Consider the following 16,996-nt stretch of genomic DNA (forward strand, 5'->3'; position numbering starts at 1 on the left):
TTGCCTGCGCCTATTAACTGAACGACCGTTCAATAACTACAGTCCGGGGACGCGCCGCATGTTCACAGCCTCCATGACCTTCGATCTGGGTGAGGACATCGCCGCCTTGCGCGACACCGTGCACCGCTGGGCGCAGGAGCGGCTGAAACCGCTGGCCGCCGAGATCGACCGCACCAACGATTTCCCCCGCGCGCTTTGGCGCGAGATGGGCGATCTTGGCCTGCTTGGCGTGACCGTGGATGAGGAATTCGGCGGCGCAGACATGGGCTATCTCGCCCATACCGTCGTGGTCGAGGAAATCGCCCGCGCGTCCGCCTCGGTGTCGCTGTCCTACGGTGCGCATTCCAATCTCTGCGTGAATCAGATCGCGCTGAACGGCACACCCGAGCAGAAGGCGAGGTATCTGCCGAGCCTGGTGTCGGGCGAGCACGTCGGCGCGCTGGCGATGTCCGAGGCGGGGGCGGGATCGGACGTGGTGTCGATGAGCCTGCGCGCCGAAAAGCGCAACGATCACTACCGCCTGAACGGCACCAAATACTGGATCACCAACGGCCCCGATGCCGACACGCTGGTGGTCTATGCCAAGACCGACCCCGATGCCGGGTCCAGGGGCATCACCGCCTTCCTGATCGAGAAATCCATGACCGGCTTCTCGACCAGCGCGCATTTCGACAAGCTGGGGATGCGCGGGTCGAACACCGCCGAACTGATCTTCGAAAACGTCGAGGTGCCGTTCGAGAACGTCCTTGGCGAAGAAGGACGCGGCGTGCGCGTGCTGATGTCGGGGCTGGATTACGAGCGTGTCGTGCTGTCGGGCATCGGCACCGGGATCATGGCGGCCTGCCTTGACGAGGTGATGCCCTACCTCAAGGAACGCAAGCAGTTCGGCAAGCCGATCGGGGACTTCCAGTTGATGCAGGGCAAGATCGCCGACATGTACACCGCGATGAACTCCGCCCGCGCCTATGTCTACGAGGTCGCCAAGGCCTGCGACCGCGGGGAGGTGACGCGGCAGGACGCGGCGGCCTGCGTGCTCTATTCAAGCGAAGAGGCGATGAAGCAGGCGCATCAGGCGGTGCAGGCGATGGGCGGCGCGGGCTTCATGAACGACAGCACGGTCAGCCGCCTGTTCCGCGACGCCAAGCTGATGGAGATCGGCGCGGGCACCTCGGAAATCCGGCGGATGCTGGTCGGGCGGGAACTCATGGGGGCGATGTGAGGCGCCGCTGGCCCCTGTTCCTGCCGCTGGCCGCGCTGGTGCTGGTCGCCGGGATCGCCGGGCTTCGGCTTGGCACCGGGCAGGCCCGCCTGACCGAGACCCAGGTGATCGACCGCTACGCCGCGCGCTACCTGTCCGAAGCCAAAGGCGCCGCCCTGACCGATTGCCTTGCGGTTCCGGTCGCCGCTTCCGATATCTGGCTTACGGTGCGCTGCGGGCCGGATCGGACGGGCGCGATCTACGAATACCACGTCGATCCATCGGGTGGTCTCGATCACCGGCGGCCTGCATACTCGGGCCATCGCCCATTCGGCGGGGAAGGAGACCGGACATGACGGATTTCAGCGGACTGACGGCGCTTTATGTGAACACCTCACTCAAGAAGCAGAAGACGCAGAGCCACACGCAGCGCCTGCTGGATGCCTCGGCGGGGATCATGGAAAAGAACGGCGTCGCAGTCGAGCATGTCTACATGCTTGACCATCAGGTGCCGCCGGGCGTCTATCCCGACATGACCGACCATGGCTGGACACAGGACGACTGGCCTGCGCTGTGGGACAAGGTCAAGGCGGCCGAGATCCTCGTCGTCGGCACCCCTCTCTGGCTGGGCGAGGAGAGCTCGGTCTGCCGGGTGCTGATCGAACGGCTCTATGGCATGTCGGGGATGCTGAACGACAAGGGGCAGTCGATCTTCTACGGCAAGACCGGCGGCTGCGTCATCACCGGCAACGAGGACGGCATCAAGCATTCCGCCATGACGATCCTCTATGCGCTGGGGCATCTGGGTTACACGATCCCGCCGCAGGCCGATTGCGGCTGGATCGGCGAGGCCGGGCCGGGGCCGTCCTATGGCGATGACGTGGATGGCAAGCCTGCGGGCTTTGACAACGAATTCACCCAGCGCAACACCACGATCATGACGTGGAACCTGATGCACCTCGCCAGGATGCTTAAGGACGCGGGCGGCTACGACAACGAAGGCAACGACCGGACCGCGTGGAAAGCCGGGTGCCGTTTCGATTACGAGAACCCGGAGTATCGCGCATGATCCGCCTGACGTTTCTTCTGTCGCTTCTGGCCGCGCCCGTCGCCGCGCAAGAGTTGATCTTTTCGGGCGACACACCGCAATGGTGCCTCGACGAAGCCGCAGGCGAAGCCGAGCGCCGGGATTGCATCGGCGTCGCGGCCTCCGCCTGCATGGAGGACACGCCCGGCGGAGGCTCCACCGCCGGTATGAGCGGATGCCTCGATCTGGAGCGCGCTTATTGGGACGACCGGCTGAACGCGGTCTATCAAGACCTTCTGGCCTCGGACCGGGCGGACGATGCGGACTACGGCGGCCCGAACCTGCCCAGCAAGGCCGAGGCGCTGCGCGACATGCAACGCGCCTGGATCGCCTACCGCGACGGGCGCTGCGACTACGAGTATTCCCAGTGGGGCGGCGGCACCGGCGGCGGCCCCGCCATCCTGGGCTGCCTGATGCAGCTGACCGGCGAACAGGTGCTCTATCTCGAAGCCACGCTGGACGGGTACTAGGCGATGACCGGACAGCCCCCCGCACGACCTGACGACTGGGGCGCGCTGGTCGCGGCAGCGGTCGAGCGCCAGAAGAAGTTCGAGCGCGCCCGCGCCACGCGGCTGGGACAGGGCGCCGAGCGGATGACAGCGCCGATCGGCGGCTGGATCGCCCGGATGATCCCGCCCGAGGCGGTGCGCGCCGCGCTGCACCAGGCCGACCGGGCTGCGGCGATGACGCTTCCGCGCGGCATCGCGGCCCATGACACCGATGATTTGGCACAGTGCGAGGCGGCGGCCCTGCGGGTGCAGGCCTGGGGGCAGGGCACCAGCGCCGCCACCGGCGGGGCTGCGGGCTGGTTCGGGGCTGCGGGTCTTGCCGTCGATCTGCCCGCCACGCTGACGCTGGCCGCGCGCACGGTGCGCGCAACGGGGGGCAGTTTCGGCTTTACCGAGGACAGCGACAACGAACGCGCCTTCCGGCTGATGGTGCTGGAGGTGGCGACCTCGCTGGCGTCGGACACGCGGGCGGAACGGCTGAACGATCTGAACGCGCTGGCGCGGCAACTGTCCTCGCCCGAAGCGAAATTCATGCTGGAAAAGGGCGGCCGCTGGCTGACCGAGAAGGTGTTCGAGCGCATCGCGCGCCAGCTTGGCCTGTCGCTGGCCGCGCGCAAGGCGGGGCAGGTGGTGCCCATCGTCGGCGGGTTGGTGGCCGCGACCGTGAACGCCAGCTTTCAGGCCGATGTCGCCCGCGCCGCGCGCTATGCCTATCGCCAGCGCTGGCTGTTGGAACGCAAGGCGCTGCCGGGACCGGAACCGGAGAAGACCGCATGAAGCTCAATACCACGCTGATCCCCGGCTCGGACGAGGCGCGCGCCAACCGCGCCGCGCATCTCGACGCTTTGGAGGTGATCCGCGCCGCGGCGGAGGCCGCAGCTGCGGGGGGGGGCGAGAAGGCGCGCGAGCGGCACGTCTCGCGCGGCAAGATGCCCCCGCGCGAGCGGGTGGCGAACCTGCTCGATCCCGGCACGCCGTTCCTTGAAATCGGCGCGGTAGCGGCGCACGGCCTCTATGACGGTGCGGCGCCCTGTGCGGGCGTGATCGCGGGCGTGGGCCGGGTGATGGGCCGCGAGGTCATGGTGGTGTGCAACGATGCCACCGTGAAGGGCGGCACCTACTATCCGATGACGGTCAAGAAGCACCTGCGCGCGCAGGAGATCGCCGAGGAATGCCATCTGCCTTGCGTCTACCTTGTGGACTCGGGCGGTGCCAACCTGCCCAACCAGGACGAGGTGTTCCCCGACCGCGACCATTTCGGGCGCATCTTCTACAACCAGGCCCGAATGAGCGCCAAGGGCATCGCCCAGATCGCGGTCGTCATGGGGTCCTGCACGGCGGGCGGGGCCTATGTGCCCGCAATGTCGGACGTGTCGATCATCGTGAAAGAGCAAGGGACGATCTTTCTGGCAGGGCCGCCGCTCGTGAAGGCGGCGACGGGCGAGGTGGTGACGGCGGAAGACCTTGGCGGCGGCGACGTGCACACGCGGCTGTCGGGGGTGGCGGATTACCTGGCCGAGGACGACGGGCATGCGCTGGCGCTGGCGCGGCGGGCTGTGGGATCGCTTCGCGGCATGGCGGGCGGCGGGACAAGTCCCGCCCTACGGGGCACCGATCCGGCGTATGACCCCGAGGAGCTGTTGTCGGTGGTACCTGCGGACCTGCGCACGCCCTATGACATCCGCGAGGTGATCGCGCGGCTGGTGGACGGTTCGTATTTCGACGAGTTCAAGGCCCGCTTCGGTGAGACGCTGGTCTGCGGTTTCGCCGAGGTCATGGGGGTGCCCGTCGGCATCATCGCCAACAACGGCGTGCTGTTCTCGGAAAGCGCCCAGAAGGGTGCGCATTTCGTCGAGTTGTGTTCGCAGCGCAAGATCCCGCTGGTGTTCCTGCAGAACATCACCGGCTTCATGGTGGGCCGCAAATACGAGAACGAGGGCATCGCCCGCAACGGCGCAAAGCTGGTGACGGCGGTTGCGACGACGTCGGTGCCCAAGGTCACGATGCTGGTCGGCGGGTCCTTTGGCGCGGGCAATTACGGCATGGCGGGGCGGGCCTATCAGCCGCGATTCCTGTGGACCTGGCCGAACAGCCGGATCTCGGTGATGGGCGGCGCGCAGGCGGCGGGGGTGCTGGCGACGGTCAAGCGCGACGCCATCGAGCGGGCTGGCGGCGACTGGTCTGCCGAGGACGAGGCCGAATTCAAGCGCCCCACCGTCGAGATGTTCGAGCGGCAGTCGCACCCGCTATATGCCTCTGCCCGGCTGTGGGACGACGGCATCGTCGATCCGCGCAAATCGCGGGCCGTGCTGGCGCTGTCGCTGTCGGCGGCACTGAACGCGCCCATCGAGGAGACACGTTTCGGCGTGTTCCGCATGTGATCTGTTCTGCAGCCAACCCCTGCGCCCAACCCGGGTGGTGCCCGCGTTGCAGCGGTGGAGATGCGTATTTGAACAAAGAAGAATTAGGGGCGCGGCGATGATTGTCACCCGTTTGACCGAGCGGTTCGGGCTGACTCTGCCGGTCCTGTCTGCGCCGATGGCGAAGGCCGGGGGCGGGCGGCTTGCGGCGGCGGTGACCGGCGCGGGCGGGCTAGGGCTGATCGGCGGGTCCTATGCGGATGGCGCGTGGCTGCGCTCCGAGATCGCGGCGGCGGGGAATGCGGGCGTGGGCGTGGGGTTCATCACCTGGGCGCTGGCGAAGGCACCCGAGGCGCTGGACATCGCGCTGGAACATGATCCGCGCGCGCTGATGCTGTCGTTCGGCGATCCGGCTCCGTTTGCCGCGCGCATTGCCGGGGCGGGCGTGCCGCTGATCTGCCAGGTGCAGACGTTGCGCGATGCGAAGGCCGCCGTCGCCGCCGGGGCTGCGGTGATCGTTGCGCAAGGCGCCGAGGCGGGCGGCCACGGTGAGCGGCGCGCGACGATCACGCTGGTGCCCGAAGTCGCGGATATGCTGGCGCGTCGGGCGCCGGAGGTGCTGCTGCTGGCGGCGGGCGGGATCGCCGACGGGCGCGGGCTGGCGGCGGCGCTGATGCTGGGGGCGGACGGCGTGCTGGTCGGCTCGCGGCTGTGGGCATCGGAGGAGGCGCTGGTGCATCCCGCGATGCATGCCGCCGCGCTGGGCGCTACGGGCGACGACACGATCCGGTCCACCGTGATGGATGTCGCGCGGCGGCTCGACTGGCCGGACCGCTACACGGCGCGGGTGCTGCGCAACGCCTTCACCGACCGCTGGCACGGCGATGTGCCGGGTCTGCTGGCGGTGGCCGAAGCCGAGGCGGCGCGCTGGGCGGCGGCCTGGGAGAGCGGCGATACGGACACCGCCAACACCTTCGTCGGCGAGGCGGTGGGCATGATCGACCGGATCGAGCCTGCGGGCGCGATCCTGCGCCGGATGACTGACGAGGCCGAGGCGCTTCTGGCGGGCGGCTGGAAACGGGGAAGCTGATGTTCGAGAAAATCCTGATCGCGAACCGGGGCGAGATCGCGGTGCGGGTGATCCGCACGGCACGCAGCTTGGGCGTGGGCACGGTGGCGGTCTACTCGGACGCCGACGCCGGGGCGATGCATGTGGCCGAAGCCGACGAGGCGGTGCGTATCGGCCCGCCCGCGCCCTCTGAAAGCTACCTCAAGGGCGACGCGATCATCGCGGCGGCGCTGGCGACGGGGGCGCAGGCGATCCATCCCGGCTATGGGTTCCTGTCCGAGAACCCCGGCTTCGTGGAAGCGGTCGAGGCGGCGGGGCTGGTGTTCATCGGACCCTCTGCCAGCGCCATCCGCGCGATGGGCCTCAAGGACGCGGCCAAGGCGTTGATGCAGGAGGCGGGCGTGCCGGTGGTGCCGGGCTATCACGGCGACGACCAGTCGGACGCGCGGCTGGCCGCCGAGGCGAACGGCATCGGTTATCCGGTGCTGATCAAGGCGGTCGCGGGCGGCGGTGGCAAGGGCATGCGCAAGGTGCACGCGGCGGCGGAGTTCGGCGATGCGCTGGCCTCTGCCCGGGCCGAGGCGAAGGGTGCCTTCGGCAACGACGCGGTGCTGGTCGAGAAATACGTCGAGAAGCCGCGCCATATCGAGGTGCAGGTCTTTGGCGACGGAACCCGTGCGGTGCACCTGCACGAGCGCGACTGTTCCCTGCAGCGCCGTCACCAGAAGGTCGTGGAGGAGGCGCCCGCGCCCGGCATGACCCCCGAAATGCGCGCCGAGATGGGCACGGCGGCGGTGCGCGCCGCAGAAGCGATCGGGTATTCCGGGGCGGGGACGGTCGAATTCATCGTCGACGCCAGCGAGGGGCTGCGCGCCGACCGCTTCTACTTCATGGAGATGAACACGCGGTTGCAGGTCGAGCATCCGGTGACCGAGGCGATCACCGGCATCGACCTTGTGGAATGGCAGCTTCGCGTGGCGAGCGGCGAGGCACTGCCAGCCACGCAGGACGGCATCGCGCTGGACGGTCACGCGGTCGAGGTGCGGCTTTATGCCGAGGACGTGCCCAAGGGCTTTCTGCCCGCCACGGGGCGGCTGGCGCATCTGGCGTTTCCTGATGGTGTGCGCGCGGACAGCGGCGTGCGTTCGGGCGATGCGATCAGCCCGCATTACGACCCGATGATCGCCAAGCTGATCGCCCACGGACCGACGCGGGACGTGGCGTTGGCGCGGATGGACGCGGCGCTGGCGCGCACCGAAGTCGCGGGCACCGTGACCAACCTTGGTTTCCTCGCGCGGCTGGTGAAGGACGCGGGCTTCCGTGCGGGCGATGTCGACACCGGCCTGATCGAGCGCAATCTGGAGGCGTTGACCGCCCCCGAGGCGACACCGCCCGAGGCTGTCGTGGCGGCGGCGCTTGCGGTGGCGGGGCCCGGTGCGGGCGATCCGCTTGCGGGCTTCACGCTTTGGGCGCCGCTTGCACGGAGCGTACATCTTGTCGAAGATGAGACGCTGCACGAGGTCGTCTTGCGGATCGAGCGGGCGGACCGGATTGATGCCGCCGTTGCAGGAAATGTGATCGAAGCGCGGCGCAGCGCCGCCGGGTGGCGCATTGGCGCACGCTCTGGCCTGATTGCATCCTGTGCGGAGGATCTCGTCGTAGTGACGGGGACTTGCCGGGCCGAGTTCAGGCACGTCGATCCGCTGGAGCGGGCCGCATCCGACGCCGGACCGACCGACGTGATCGAGGCGCCGATGCCGGGTTTGGTCAAGTCGGTGCTGGTGCGCGCGGGGGATGCCGTCGCGCCGGGCCAGCGGCTTGCCGTGCTGGAGGCGATGAAGATGGAACATGCGCTGACGGCGGCGGTGGGCGGCACGGTGGCCGAGGTGCTGGTGGCCGAGGGCGCGCAGGTCGAGGCGGGAGCGGCGCTGATCCGCTTCGAGGCCCCGGACGAGGAGCCGAAAGCGTGATCCGGCTGCACCATTGCCACGAGACGCGCTCGATGCGGTCACTCTGGCTGCTGCACGAGATCGGCGCTCCGTTCGAGGTGGTCCTGCACGGCTTTGACAAGTCGCTCCGGTCGGAGGACTACCTTGCGCTGAACCCGGCGGGGCGGGTGCCCGCGCTGGAACTGGACGGCGCGGTGATCTGGGAAACCGGCGCCATCGCCGAGGTGCTGTGCGAACGGTTCCCGGAGGCGGGGCTTGGCCGCGCGCCGGGTGATCCCGAACGCGCGGACTGGCTGATCTGGCTGCACTTTGCCGAGACGGTGACCCAGCACGCCGCCGCGCTGACGCAGCAGCATATCGTGCTGCGCGACGACGCCATGCGTTCGCCCACGCTGATGCGGATCGAGGCGAAGCGCGCGGAGAAGTGCTTTGCCGCGATCGAGGGGCGGTTGCAGGGGCGGCGTCATCTGCTTGCCTCCGGGTTTTCGGCGGCGGATGTCGGCGTCGGGCAGGCGGTCTGGCTGGCGCGGCACTTTGCGCGGACGGATGGATTTCCTGCGGTGACGGACTGGATGGACCGGATCACGGCGCGCCCGGCGTTCGCGGCGTCGCTGCCGCCCGAGGGGGCGACGCGGCTGTATGCACGCACCTTCTATCCGGCGTGGGAGGAGGCGGCGACATGACCGACCGTGCCGAGATTTTCGAGGTCGGGCCGCGCGACGGGTTGCAGAACGAGGCGCGGGAGATCCCGGTGGCCAAGAAGATCGCGCTGGTCGATTGCCTTGGCAGTGCGGGGTTCCGGCGCATCGAGGTGGCCAGCTTCGTCAGTCCGAAATGGGTACCGCAGATGGCGTCCTCGGCCGAGGTGCTGGCGGGCATACGGCGCGTGCCGGGCGTGTCCTATGCCGCACTGACGCCGAACATGCAGGGGCTGGAGCGGGCCTTGGCCGCGCGCGCCGACGAGGTGGCGATCTTCGGCTCCGCGTCCGAAGGTTTCTCGAAGGCGAACATCAACTGCACCATCGCGGAAAGCCTTGAGCGGTTCGCGCCCGTGGCGGCTGCCGCGCGGGCGGCGGGCCTACCGGTGCGCGGCTATGTGTCCTGCGTGACCGACTGCCCCTATGACGGGCCGACGGACCCGGCTGCAGTGGCGCGGGTCGCGGCGGCCCTGCACGCGATGGGCTGCTACGAGATCAGCCTTGGCGACACCATCGGGCAGGGCACGCCCGCCACCGTGACGGCGATGCTGGAGGCGGTGTTGGCCAAGGTTCCAGCGGCGCAGTTTGCGGGCCATTTCCACGATACGGCGGGGCGTGCGCTGGACAACGTCGAGGCGTCGCTCGCGCTGGGGCTGCGGGCGTTCGACGCGGCGGTCGGAGGGCTTGGCGGGTGTCCCTACGCGCCGGGCGCCGCGGGCAACGTGGCGACCGAGGCGCTTGCGACGCGGCTCAAGGCGCTGGGCTTTGACACGGGACTTGATGCCGCCGTTCTGGACGAGGCCGCAAAGATGGCCCGGGCAATGCGGGGGATGCATGGCTGACGGGTTCCGCCTTGCCGCACGCGTTATGGCGATGGACGATCGGACCTGGCGGCGACACGCCAACCCGTGGTCGGGCTATTCGCGCATGGCCGCCCTTCCCCTGATCGTGCTGGCCGTATGGAGCAGGGTTTGGATCGGCTGGTGGTCCGTGGTTCCGGTCGCCGGTGTCGTGCTCTGGACTTGGGCCAACCCGCGCATCTTTCCGCAGCCCGCGCGCCTTGACCGCTGGATGAGCCGCGCGGTTCTGGGAGAGCGCATCTTTCTGGAACATCGCGCCGAGATCCCGGCGCATCATCGTGTCTGGGCATCGCGCTTGGCTGGGCCGCCCTGCCGGGCACGGCGGTGATGATCCTTGGCCTAGCGATCCTGTGGTGGGAAGGGGCGGTGTTCGGCGCCGCCCTCGCTGCGCTGGCCAAGCTGTGGTTCGTGGACCGCATGGTGTGGCTGCATGACGATTGGACCGGCGCGGGCCGCACAGTGCCCGGAATGGGGCCCGGAATGGAGCCCGGAATGGAGGATGTCTGATGGAAACGATCCGGATCGACCGTGACGCGCGCGGCGTGGCGACGCTGACCCTGACGCGGGCCGACAAGCACAACGCGATGAGCGCGCAGATGATCGCCGAGTTGACGGACGCCGCCGCGCGGCTGGGCGGGGATGACGCCGTGCGCGTCGTGGTGCTGGCCGCCGAGGGGCGCAGCTTCTGTGCGGGCGGCGATCTGGCGTGGATGCAGGCGCAGATGGCAGCCGATCCCGAGACGCGCTTTGCCGAGGCGCGCAAGCTGGCGCTGATGCTCAAGGCGCTGGACGAGATGCCGAAGCCGCTGATCGGTCGTGTGCAGGGGCAGGCCTTCGGCGGCGGGCTGGGCCTGATGTCGGTGTGCGATATCGCCATCGGGGCGACGGGCGCGAAGTTCGGGCTGACCGAGACGCGGCTGGGGCTGATCCCGGCCACCATCGGCCCCTATGTCGTGGCGCGCATGGGCGCGGCCAAGGCGCGTCGCATCTTCGCCTCGCCGCGCCTGTTCGGCGCCGAGGAGGCGCGCGATCTGGACCTTCTGGCGCGTGTCGTGCCGCCCGAGGCTCTGGATGAGGCCGTCGAGGCCGAAGTGGCGCCCTATCTGGATGCCGCGCCGGGCGCCGTCGCCGCCGCCAAGGCGCTGGTGCGCAGGCTGGGGCCGGTCATCGACGATGCGGTCATCGACGACACCATCCGCGCGCTGGTGGACCGCTGGGACACGGTCGAGGGACGGGACCGTGTTGCCGCGTTCTTTGCCTCTCGCAAGGGCTAGTGGACCGATCCTGCGGCACAGCCGCCCGAACGCACGCTTTCACGGCGGAATTGAACCCGGCTTCGGTTGACCACCCCGCAGGGCAGGAGTAGGTCATGCGCAACCTGTAGACCATGCGCTTCCAATTCGCATGAAAGGAGCTGGCCGTGGACGAACTGCTGCGCGAATACCTCCCCATCCTGCTGTTTATCGGGGTCTCGCTTGGCCTTGGCTTGATCCTGATGCTGTCGGCGCTTCTGGTCGCGCCGTCGAACCCCGATCCCGAGAAGGTGTCGGCCTACGAATGCGGCTTCAACGCCTTCGACGATGCCCGGATGAAGTTCGACGTGCGCTTCTACCTGGTGTCGATCCTGTTCATCATCTTCGATCTGGAAATCGCCTTCCTGTTCCCCTGGGCCGTCGCGTTCAAGGATGTCGGGCTGGTCGGGTTCTGGTCGATGATGGTCTTTCTGGCCGTGCTGACGGTCGGTTTTGCCTATGAGTGGAAGAAAGGGGCCCTCGAATGGGAGTGAGCACCGCCGTGAACACCGCAGGGGGCGACAACGAGGTCGCCACCCAGACCCTCAACCGTCAGCTTCAGGACAAGGGGTTCCTTGTCACCTCGACCGAGGACCTCATCAACTGGGCGCGCACCGGGTCGCTGCACTGGATGACCTTCGGTCTGGCCTGCTGCGCCGTCGAGATGATGCACACCTCTATGCCGCGCTATGACGCCGAACGCTTCGGTATCGCGCCGCGCGCGTCGCCGCGTCAGGCCGACGTGATGATCGTCGCCGGCACGCTGACCAACAAGATGGCGCCTGCCCTGCGCAAGGTCTACGACCAGATGCCCGAGCCGCGCTACGTGATCTCGATGGGGTCCTGCGCGAATGGCGGCGGCTATTACCACTACAGCTATTCCGTGGTGCGCGGCTGCGACCGGATCGTTCCCGTGGACATCTACGTTCCCGGCTGCCCGCCCACGGCAGAGGCGCTGCTGTACGGCATCCTCCAGTTGCAGCGGAAGATCCGCCGCACCGGCACGATCCGGCGCTAGGCGCGGGACGCGAAAGGAAGGTTATCCATGACCCAGGCATTGCAAGAGCTTGGCCAGCACATCGAGGCGAAGCGCCCCGATTGCGTGGTCCGCTGGTCGGTGGCGCTGGACGAGTTGACGGTCGAGATCGCGCCGTCCTCGATCCTCAGCTTCGCCGAGTTCCTGAAAGCCGATTCGACCTGCCGCTTCACAACGCTGGTGGACATCACCGGCGTCGACTGGCCCGAGCGGGACGCGCGGTTCGACGTGGTCTATCACTTCCTGTCGATGTGGCAGAACCACCGCATCCGCGTGAAGGCCGCCGTGCGCGAGGATCAGACGGTCGCGTCGATCTCGGGCGTCTACCATTCGGCCAACTGGTACGAGCGCGAAGTGTTCGACATGTTCGGCATCCTGTTCACCGGCCATCCCGACCTGCGGCGCATCCTGACCGATTACGGGTTCCGCGGGCATCCGCTGCGCAAGGATTTCCCGACCACGGGTTACACCGAAGTGCGCTATGACGAAGAGCAGAAGCGCGTCGTCTACGAGCCGGTCAAGCTGGTACAGGAATACCGCCAGTTCGATTTCATGAGCCCGTGGGAAGGGGCCAATTACATCCTTCCGGGCGATGAAAAAGGCGGCGACAAGGCCGCGGAGGCAAAGGCCTGATCCATGGGCGAGGCGACGCTTCTCTACGGGATCGGCGCTGCCAAGGCGGGAACGTCCTGGCTGCACCGCTATCTGTCGCTGCACCCCGAGGTGGCGATGCCCGAGCCCAAGGAACTGCACTTCTTCGACAGCCTCGAATTCGGCGGGCGGTTGAAAGAGGTCGACAAGACCATGCGCCGCATCGCCATGCTTGAGATGAAGGCCGAAACCGCCGCGCCCGAACGCCGCGCGGCGCTGCAGCGCCGCCATGCCGATCTGTGCCGCTATGGCGCGTTGATGGCGGATGAGGGCGTCGGTCCGCGCGACTATGCCGCCTTTCTGCGCGAGGCCGCAAATGGCCGCCGGGTTGTCGGCGACATCACCCCGGCCTACGCGCTCTTGCCCGAAGCGCGGTTCCGCGAGATGGCGGGGCTGGCGCCGCAGACGCGGTTCGTCATGATCCTGCGCGACCCGGTGGACCGGGCGTGGTCCAACATTCGCGGCGCCGCAGCGCGCCGGGCCGAGCGGCCCGAGCAGGTGGCAGAGATCGCACAGCGCATCCTTGGCCGCGTGTTCAGCGGCGAGGCGACGGACGTGATCGACCGCTCGGATTATCGCGGCACCCTGACACGGCTGTTCAACGCCGTTCCCGGCCCGCACATCCTGATCGAGTTCTTCGAGCGGCTGTTCGAGACCGAGACGCTGACGCGCATCTGCGGTTTCCTGGGCATCGCGCCCCGTCCCGGCGAGGCGGACCGCACCGTCCACGGCGGCGTGCGCATTCCGCTGTCGCAGGAAAGCCGGGCGCGGCTGCGTGACCAGCTTGCCCCGCAATACGAATACGTCGCCGACAGGTTCGGCGCGGCGCTGCCCCCCGCCTGGGCGGCCAACATGAAGGTGTGACATGGACGGAAAATTCGAAGACGCCGTGACGGGCGAACAGAAGATCCGCAACTTCAACATCAACTTCGGCCCGCAGCATCCTGCGGCGCACGGCGTGCTGCGCATGGTGCTGGAACTCGACGGCGAACTGGTCGAACGGGTGGACCCGCACATCGGCCTGCTTCATCGCGGGACCGAAAAGCTGATGGAAAGCCGCACCTACCTGCAGAACCTGCCGTATTTCGACCGGCTCGACTATGTCGGCACGATGAACCAAGAACACGCCTGGTGCCTTGTGATCGAAAAGCTGACCGGCACCGTGGTGCCGCGCCGCGCGTCCATAATCCGCGTGCTGTACTGCGAGATCGGGCGCATCCTGAACCACCTTCTGAACGTCACGACGCAGGCGCTGGACGTGGGCGCGCTGACCCCGCCGCTCTGGGGGTTCGAGGAGCGCGAAAAGCTGATGGGCTTCTACGAGCGGGCGTCGGGCGCACGCCTGCATGCGGCCTATTTCCGCCCCGGCGGCGTGCACCAGGACATCTCGGACGAGCTGGTCGACGACATCGAGGCGTGGTGCGATCCGTTCCTTGCCGTGCTGGACGACATCGACGACCTGTTGACCGAGAACCGCATCTTCAAGCAGCGCAACGCGGACATCGGCGTCGTGACGGAAGAGGATATCCTCAACTGGGGCTTCTCGGGGCCGATGGTGCGCGGGTCGGGCCTCGCTTGGGATCTGCGGCGCGCTCAGCCCTATGAGTGCTACGACGAGTTCGAATTCCAGATCCCCGTGGGCAAGAACGGCGATTGCTATGACCGCTACCTTGTCCGCATGGCCGAGATGCGCGAGAGCGTGAAGATCATGCGGCAGGCCTGCGCCAAACTGCGCGAGCCGCAGAACAAGGGCGACGTGCTGACCCGGGGCAAGCTGTCGCCGCCGACGCGCAGCGACATGAAGACCTCGATGGAAGCGCTCATTCACCACTTCAAGCTTTACACCGAGGGCTTCCACGTCCCCGAGGGCGAGGTCTATTGCGCGGTCGAGGCACCCAAGGGCGAGTTCGGCGTGTATCTTGTGGCAGACGGCACCAACCGCCCCTACCGCGCCAAGCTGCGCGCGCCGGGGTATCCGCACCTGCATGCGATGGATCACCTGTGCAAGGGCCACCAGCTGGCCGACGTCTCGGCGATCCTCGGCTCGCTCGACATCGTCTTCGGGGAGATCGACCGCTGATGGGTGCCGTGACCGTATCGCTTTGGGTCGTCCTTGTCGGGGCTGTCGCCGGTGCTGCCGCCGTCTATGGCGCGCGCGGGCGCAACCGCTTTGTCAGCGGCGCAATCATCGGGGCCGTGGTTGCCCTTCTGATGTCCATTCTACGAGGGTTTGTCTGAAATGCTCCGCCGTCTTTACCATGACCAGCCCGCCAACTTTGCCTTCACACCCGAGAACCGCGAATGGGCCGAGGCGCAGATCACCAAGTATCCGGCGGGCCGTCAGGCCAGCGCGATCATCCCGCTGCTGTGGCGCGCGCAGGAACAGGAAGGCTGGCTGAGCCGCCCGGCGATCGAGCATGTCGCGGACATGCTGGGCCTTGCCTACATGCGCGCGCTCGAGGTGGCGACGTTCTACTTCATGTTCCAGCTTCAGCCGGTGGGCAGCGTCGCGAACATCCAGGTCTGCGGCACCACGTCCTGCATGATCTGCGGCGCCGAGGACCTGATGGCGGTGTGCAAGGACAAGATCGCCAAGCGCCCGCATGAGGTGTCGGCGGACGGCAAGTTCAGCTGGGAAGAGGTCGAGTGCCTGGGCGCCTGCGCCAACGCGCCGATGGCCCAGATCGGCAAGGATTACTACGAAGACCTGACCGCCGAGCGGCTGGGCGAGATCATCGACGAATTGGCGGCGGGCAAGGTGCCGACGCCGGGCCCGCAGAACGGGCGCTATGCGTCCGAGCCGATGTCGGGGCTGACCAGCCTGATGGAATATGATTCGGGCCACACCAAGCACAACGCAAGTGTCCAGATTGCCACAGACCTCGGCGACACCGTAAAGCGCATCGACGGCACCGAAGTGCCGCTGCGCACGCCGTGGAACCCCGAGACGGACGTGAACGTCGATGTCAGATCGACACCGAAAAGCCCGCGCCCCGCCAAGGGTGTGCCCATCGACGAGACTGGCATCGACGAACGCGAGGCACCGGCGAAAGGCACCGGGCATCCGCCCGCCACCGAACCGGGTGAAGCCGCTGAACGTCCGCAGAAAAAGCCGCAATCGCTGAGCGGGCCGCGCGGCGGCGGAGCGGACGACCTCAAGAAGATCAAGGGCGTCGGGCCCAAGCTGGAACAGCTGTTGCAGTCGCTGGGTTTCTACCACTTCGACCAGATCGCAGGCTGGACCGAAGAAGAGGTCGCATGGGTCGATGAGAACCTCGAAGGGTTCCGCGGCCGCGTGACCCGCGACGACTGGCAGGCGCAGGCGAAGGTGCTTGCGTCGGGGGGCGAGACAGATTTCTCCAAACGCGCTAAGTATTAGGCGCAACAAGCACTCTGGCTTTAAGGAGATAACAAAATGGCTTCCAAAGAGACGCAAGGATCGCTGCTTTTGGTTGCCGTTCTTGCAGGGACGGTAGGTATCGTAGCGTTCGTCGCCCTCATGGTTCTGGGCGGTTTCGGGTTCAATCCGGCCTTCTTCCTCGCGATTTTCGTCGCGCTGGTGGTGGCCGTGATCCTGTATCGTGGCTTTCATCACAAGCCGGATCATCCCGGTGATGGCGGCGCGCGCAGCGTGAAGGACGGCGCGGGCCACGGAACGGCTGGCACTTCGACAGGAACGGCAGCGGCTGGGGCGGCATCGGCGTCGGCAAGCGCCTCGTCCGCTTCGGCGGCGACAGGCCCGGGTGCGTCCGCAGTTGATGCGACGCCTGCCGCGGGCGGCGCCGCCGCCCCGGCGGCACCGGCGGCAAAAGGCACAAGCGAGGCAGAGGCGCCAGCCTCTGCCGCCATGGCGCCAAAGACGACCGCTCCGGCGGCGGCCCCGGCCAGCGCGGCCCCGGCGGCGGCCCCGCCAAAAGCCGATCCCACGCCCGCCGACCAGCCTTCGGGCACCGGCGCCACAGCGGGCACAGCCCCCGCCGACGTGAAGGCCGAGGACAAGCCGGCGATGATGGACAAGCCCCGTGACGGCGGGCCGGACAACCTGAAGGAAATCAAGGGGATCGGTCCGAAGCTCGAAGTCATGCTGAACGGCATGGGGGTTTATCACTTCGACCAGATCGCGGGCTGGACCGAGCGTGAACTGGCCTGGGTCGACCAGAACCTCGAAGGGTTCAAGGGCCGGGCCAGCCGCGACAACTGGGTTTCCCAGGCCAAGACCCTTGCCACGGGGGCCGAGACCGAATTCTCGACCCGCGTTCAGAAGGGCAACGTTTACTGAGGACACGC

Annotated in this window: 21 protein-coding genes; all 21 read left to right on the plus strand. The window is 67.7% G+C overall.

From position 1 onward, the window contains the following. The first annotated feature begins 58 nt into the window (after positions 1–58). The 21 genes from KTJ87_RS03380 (at position 59) to KTJ87_RS03480 (ending at position 16,988) form a co-directional block, all read left to right on the plus strand. A complete protein-coding gene (locus KTJ87_RS03380) occupies positions 59–1,219 on the plus strand; it encodes an isovaleryl-CoA dehydrogenase (protein ID WP_267137650.1) in 1,161 nt (386 codons plus the stop codon). After that, positions 1,216–1,554: a hypothetical protein gene (locus tag KTJ87_RS03385; RefSeq protein WP_267137651.1), complete on the plus strand. Its 339-nt coding sequence runs from the start codon at positions 1,216–1,218 to the stop codon at positions 1,552–1,554. Before KTJ87_RS03380 ends, KTJ87_RS03385 begins: the two co-directional genes overlap by 4 nt. After that, entirely contained in the window at positions 1,551–2,267 is a 717-nt protein-coding gene (locus tag KTJ87_RS03390) for a flavodoxin family protein (protein ID WP_323371607.1), read from the plus strand. The genes KTJ87_RS03385 and KTJ87_RS03390 overlap by 4 nt, the downstream gene beginning before the upstream one ends. Further along, a complete protein-coding gene (locus KTJ87_RS03395) occupies positions 2,264–2,755 on the plus strand; it encodes a lysozyme inhibitor LprI family protein (protein WP_267137652.1) in 492 nt (163 codons plus the stop codon). The genes KTJ87_RS03390 and KTJ87_RS03395 overlap by 4 nt, the downstream gene beginning before the upstream one ends. A 3-nt stretch (positions 2,756–2,758) precedes the next feature. Next, a complete protein-coding gene (locus tag KTJ87_RS03400; protein WP_267137653.1) occupies positions 2,759–3,571 on the plus strand; it encodes an EcsC family protein in 813 nt (270 codons plus the stop codon). Next, positions 3,568–5,175, plus strand: coding sequence for a carboxyl transferase domain-containing protein (locus KTJ87_RS03405; RefSeq protein ID WP_267137654.1), 1,608 nt, complete (start codon positions 3,568–3,570; stop codon positions 5,173–5,175). Before KTJ87_RS03400 ends, KTJ87_RS03405 begins: the two co-directional genes overlap by 4 nt. A gap of 97 nt (positions 5,176–5,272) precedes the next feature. Beyond that, positions 5,273–6,244: an NAD(P)H-dependent flavin oxidoreductase gene (locus KTJ87_RS03410; RefSeq protein ID WP_267137655.1), complete on the plus strand. Its 972-nt coding sequence runs from the start codon at positions 5,273–5,275 to the stop codon at positions 6,242–6,244. Continuing rightward, positions 6,244–8,193 carry an acetyl/propionyl/methylcrotonyl-CoA carboxylase subunit alpha gene (locus KTJ87_RS03415; RefSeq protein ID WP_267137656.1) on the plus strand — a complete coding sequence of 650 codons (1,950 nt, stop codon included), beginning with the start codon at positions 6,244–6,246 and terminating at the stop codon, positions 8,191–8,193. Before KTJ87_RS03410 ends, KTJ87_RS03415 begins: the two co-directional genes overlap by 1 nt. Then, positions 8,190–8,855, plus strand: coding sequence for a glutathione S-transferase family protein (locus KTJ87_RS03420; RefSeq protein WP_267137657.1), 666 nt, complete (start codon positions 8,190–8,192; stop codon positions 8,853–8,855). The genes KTJ87_RS03415 and KTJ87_RS03420 overlap by 4 nt, the downstream gene beginning before the upstream one ends. Further along, entirely contained in the window at positions 8,852–9,712 is an 861-nt protein-coding gene (locus KTJ87_RS03425; protein ID WP_267137658.1) for a hydroxymethylglutaryl-CoA lyase, read from the plus strand. The genes KTJ87_RS03420 and KTJ87_RS03425 overlap by 4 nt, the downstream gene beginning before the upstream one ends. Continuing rightward, positions 9,705–10,058 (plus strand): DUF6653 family protein, encoded by a 354-nt coding sequence (locus KTJ87_RS03430; RefSeq protein ID WP_267137659.1) that lies wholly within the window; start codon positions 9,705–9,707, stop codon positions 10,056–10,058. Before KTJ87_RS03425 ends, KTJ87_RS03430 begins: the two co-directional genes overlap by 8 nt. Further along, positions 10,058–10,237 (plus strand): DUF6653 family protein, encoded by a 180-nt coding sequence (locus KTJ87_RS03435; protein WP_267137660.1) that lies wholly within the window; start codon positions 10,058–10,060, stop codon positions 10,235–10,237. The genes KTJ87_RS03430 and KTJ87_RS03435 overlap by 1 nt, the downstream gene beginning before the upstream one ends. Continuing rightward, the gene (locus tag KTJ87_RS03440) at positions 10,234–11,004 is read left to right on the plus strand and encodes a crotonase/enoyl-CoA hydratase family protein (protein WP_267137930.1); all 771 of its coding nucleotides are present in this window, start codon (positions 10,234–10,236) and stop codon (positions 11,002–11,004) included. The genes KTJ87_RS03435 and KTJ87_RS03440 overlap by 4 nt, the downstream gene beginning before the upstream one ends. Positions 11,005–11,150: 146 nt before the next feature. Next, a complete protein-coding gene (locus KTJ87_RS03445; RefSeq protein ID WP_267137661.1) occupies positions 11,151–11,516 on the plus strand; it encodes an NADH-quinone oxidoreductase subunit A in 366 nt (121 codons plus the stop codon). Continuing rightward, positions 11,507–12,040, plus strand: coding sequence for a NuoB/complex I 20 kDa subunit family protein (locus KTJ87_RS03450; protein ID WP_267137662.1), 534 nt, complete (start codon positions 11,507–11,509; stop codon positions 12,038–12,040). Before KTJ87_RS03445 ends, KTJ87_RS03450 begins: the two co-directional genes overlap by 10 nt. 27 nt (positions 12,041–12,067) lie before the next feature. Next, complete coding sequence (locus KTJ87_RS03455; protein WP_267137663.1) at positions 12,068–12,691, plus strand: NADH-quinone oxidoreductase subunit C; 624 nt, start codon at positions 12,068–12,070, stop codon at positions 12,689–12,691. Between the two features lie 3 nt (positions 12,692–12,694). Further along, the gene (locus tag KTJ87_RS03460; RefSeq protein ID WP_267137664.1) at positions 12,695–13,573 is read left to right on the plus strand and encodes a sulfotransferase; all 879 of its coding nucleotides are present in this window, start codon (positions 12,695–12,697) and stop codon (positions 13,571–13,573) included. 1 nt (position 13,574) lies between these two features. Next, complete coding sequence (locus KTJ87_RS03465; protein ID WP_267137665.1) at positions 13,575–14,789, plus strand: NADH-quinone oxidoreductase subunit D; 1,215 nt, start codon at positions 13,575–13,577, stop codon at positions 14,787–14,789. Next, complete coding sequence (locus tag KTJ87_RS03470) at positions 14,789–14,947, plus strand: hypothetical protein (RefSeq protein ID WP_267137666.1); 159 nt, start codon at positions 14,789–14,791, stop codon at positions 14,945–14,947. Before KTJ87_RS03465 ends, KTJ87_RS03470 begins: the two co-directional genes overlap by 1 nt. Position 14,948: 1 nt before the next feature. Then, positions 14,949–16,088: an NADH-quinone oxidoreductase subunit E gene (locus tag KTJ87_RS03475; protein WP_267137667.1), complete on the plus strand. Its 1,140-nt coding sequence runs from the start codon at positions 14,949–14,951 to the stop codon at positions 16,086–16,088. A gap of 36 nt (positions 16,089–16,124) precedes the next feature. Next, positions 16,125–16,988, plus strand: coding sequence for a hypothetical protein (locus KTJ87_RS03480; protein ID WP_267137668.1), 864 nt, complete (start codon positions 16,125–16,127; stop codon positions 16,986–16,988). Positions 16,989–16,996: the final 8 nt, after the last annotated feature.

The organism is Anianabacter salinae, assembly GCF_019061145.1.
In the GTDB taxonomy this organism is placed as follows: Bacteria; Pseudomonadota; Alphaproteobacteria; order Rhodobacterales; family Rhodobacteraceae; genus Anianibacter; species Anianibacter salinarum.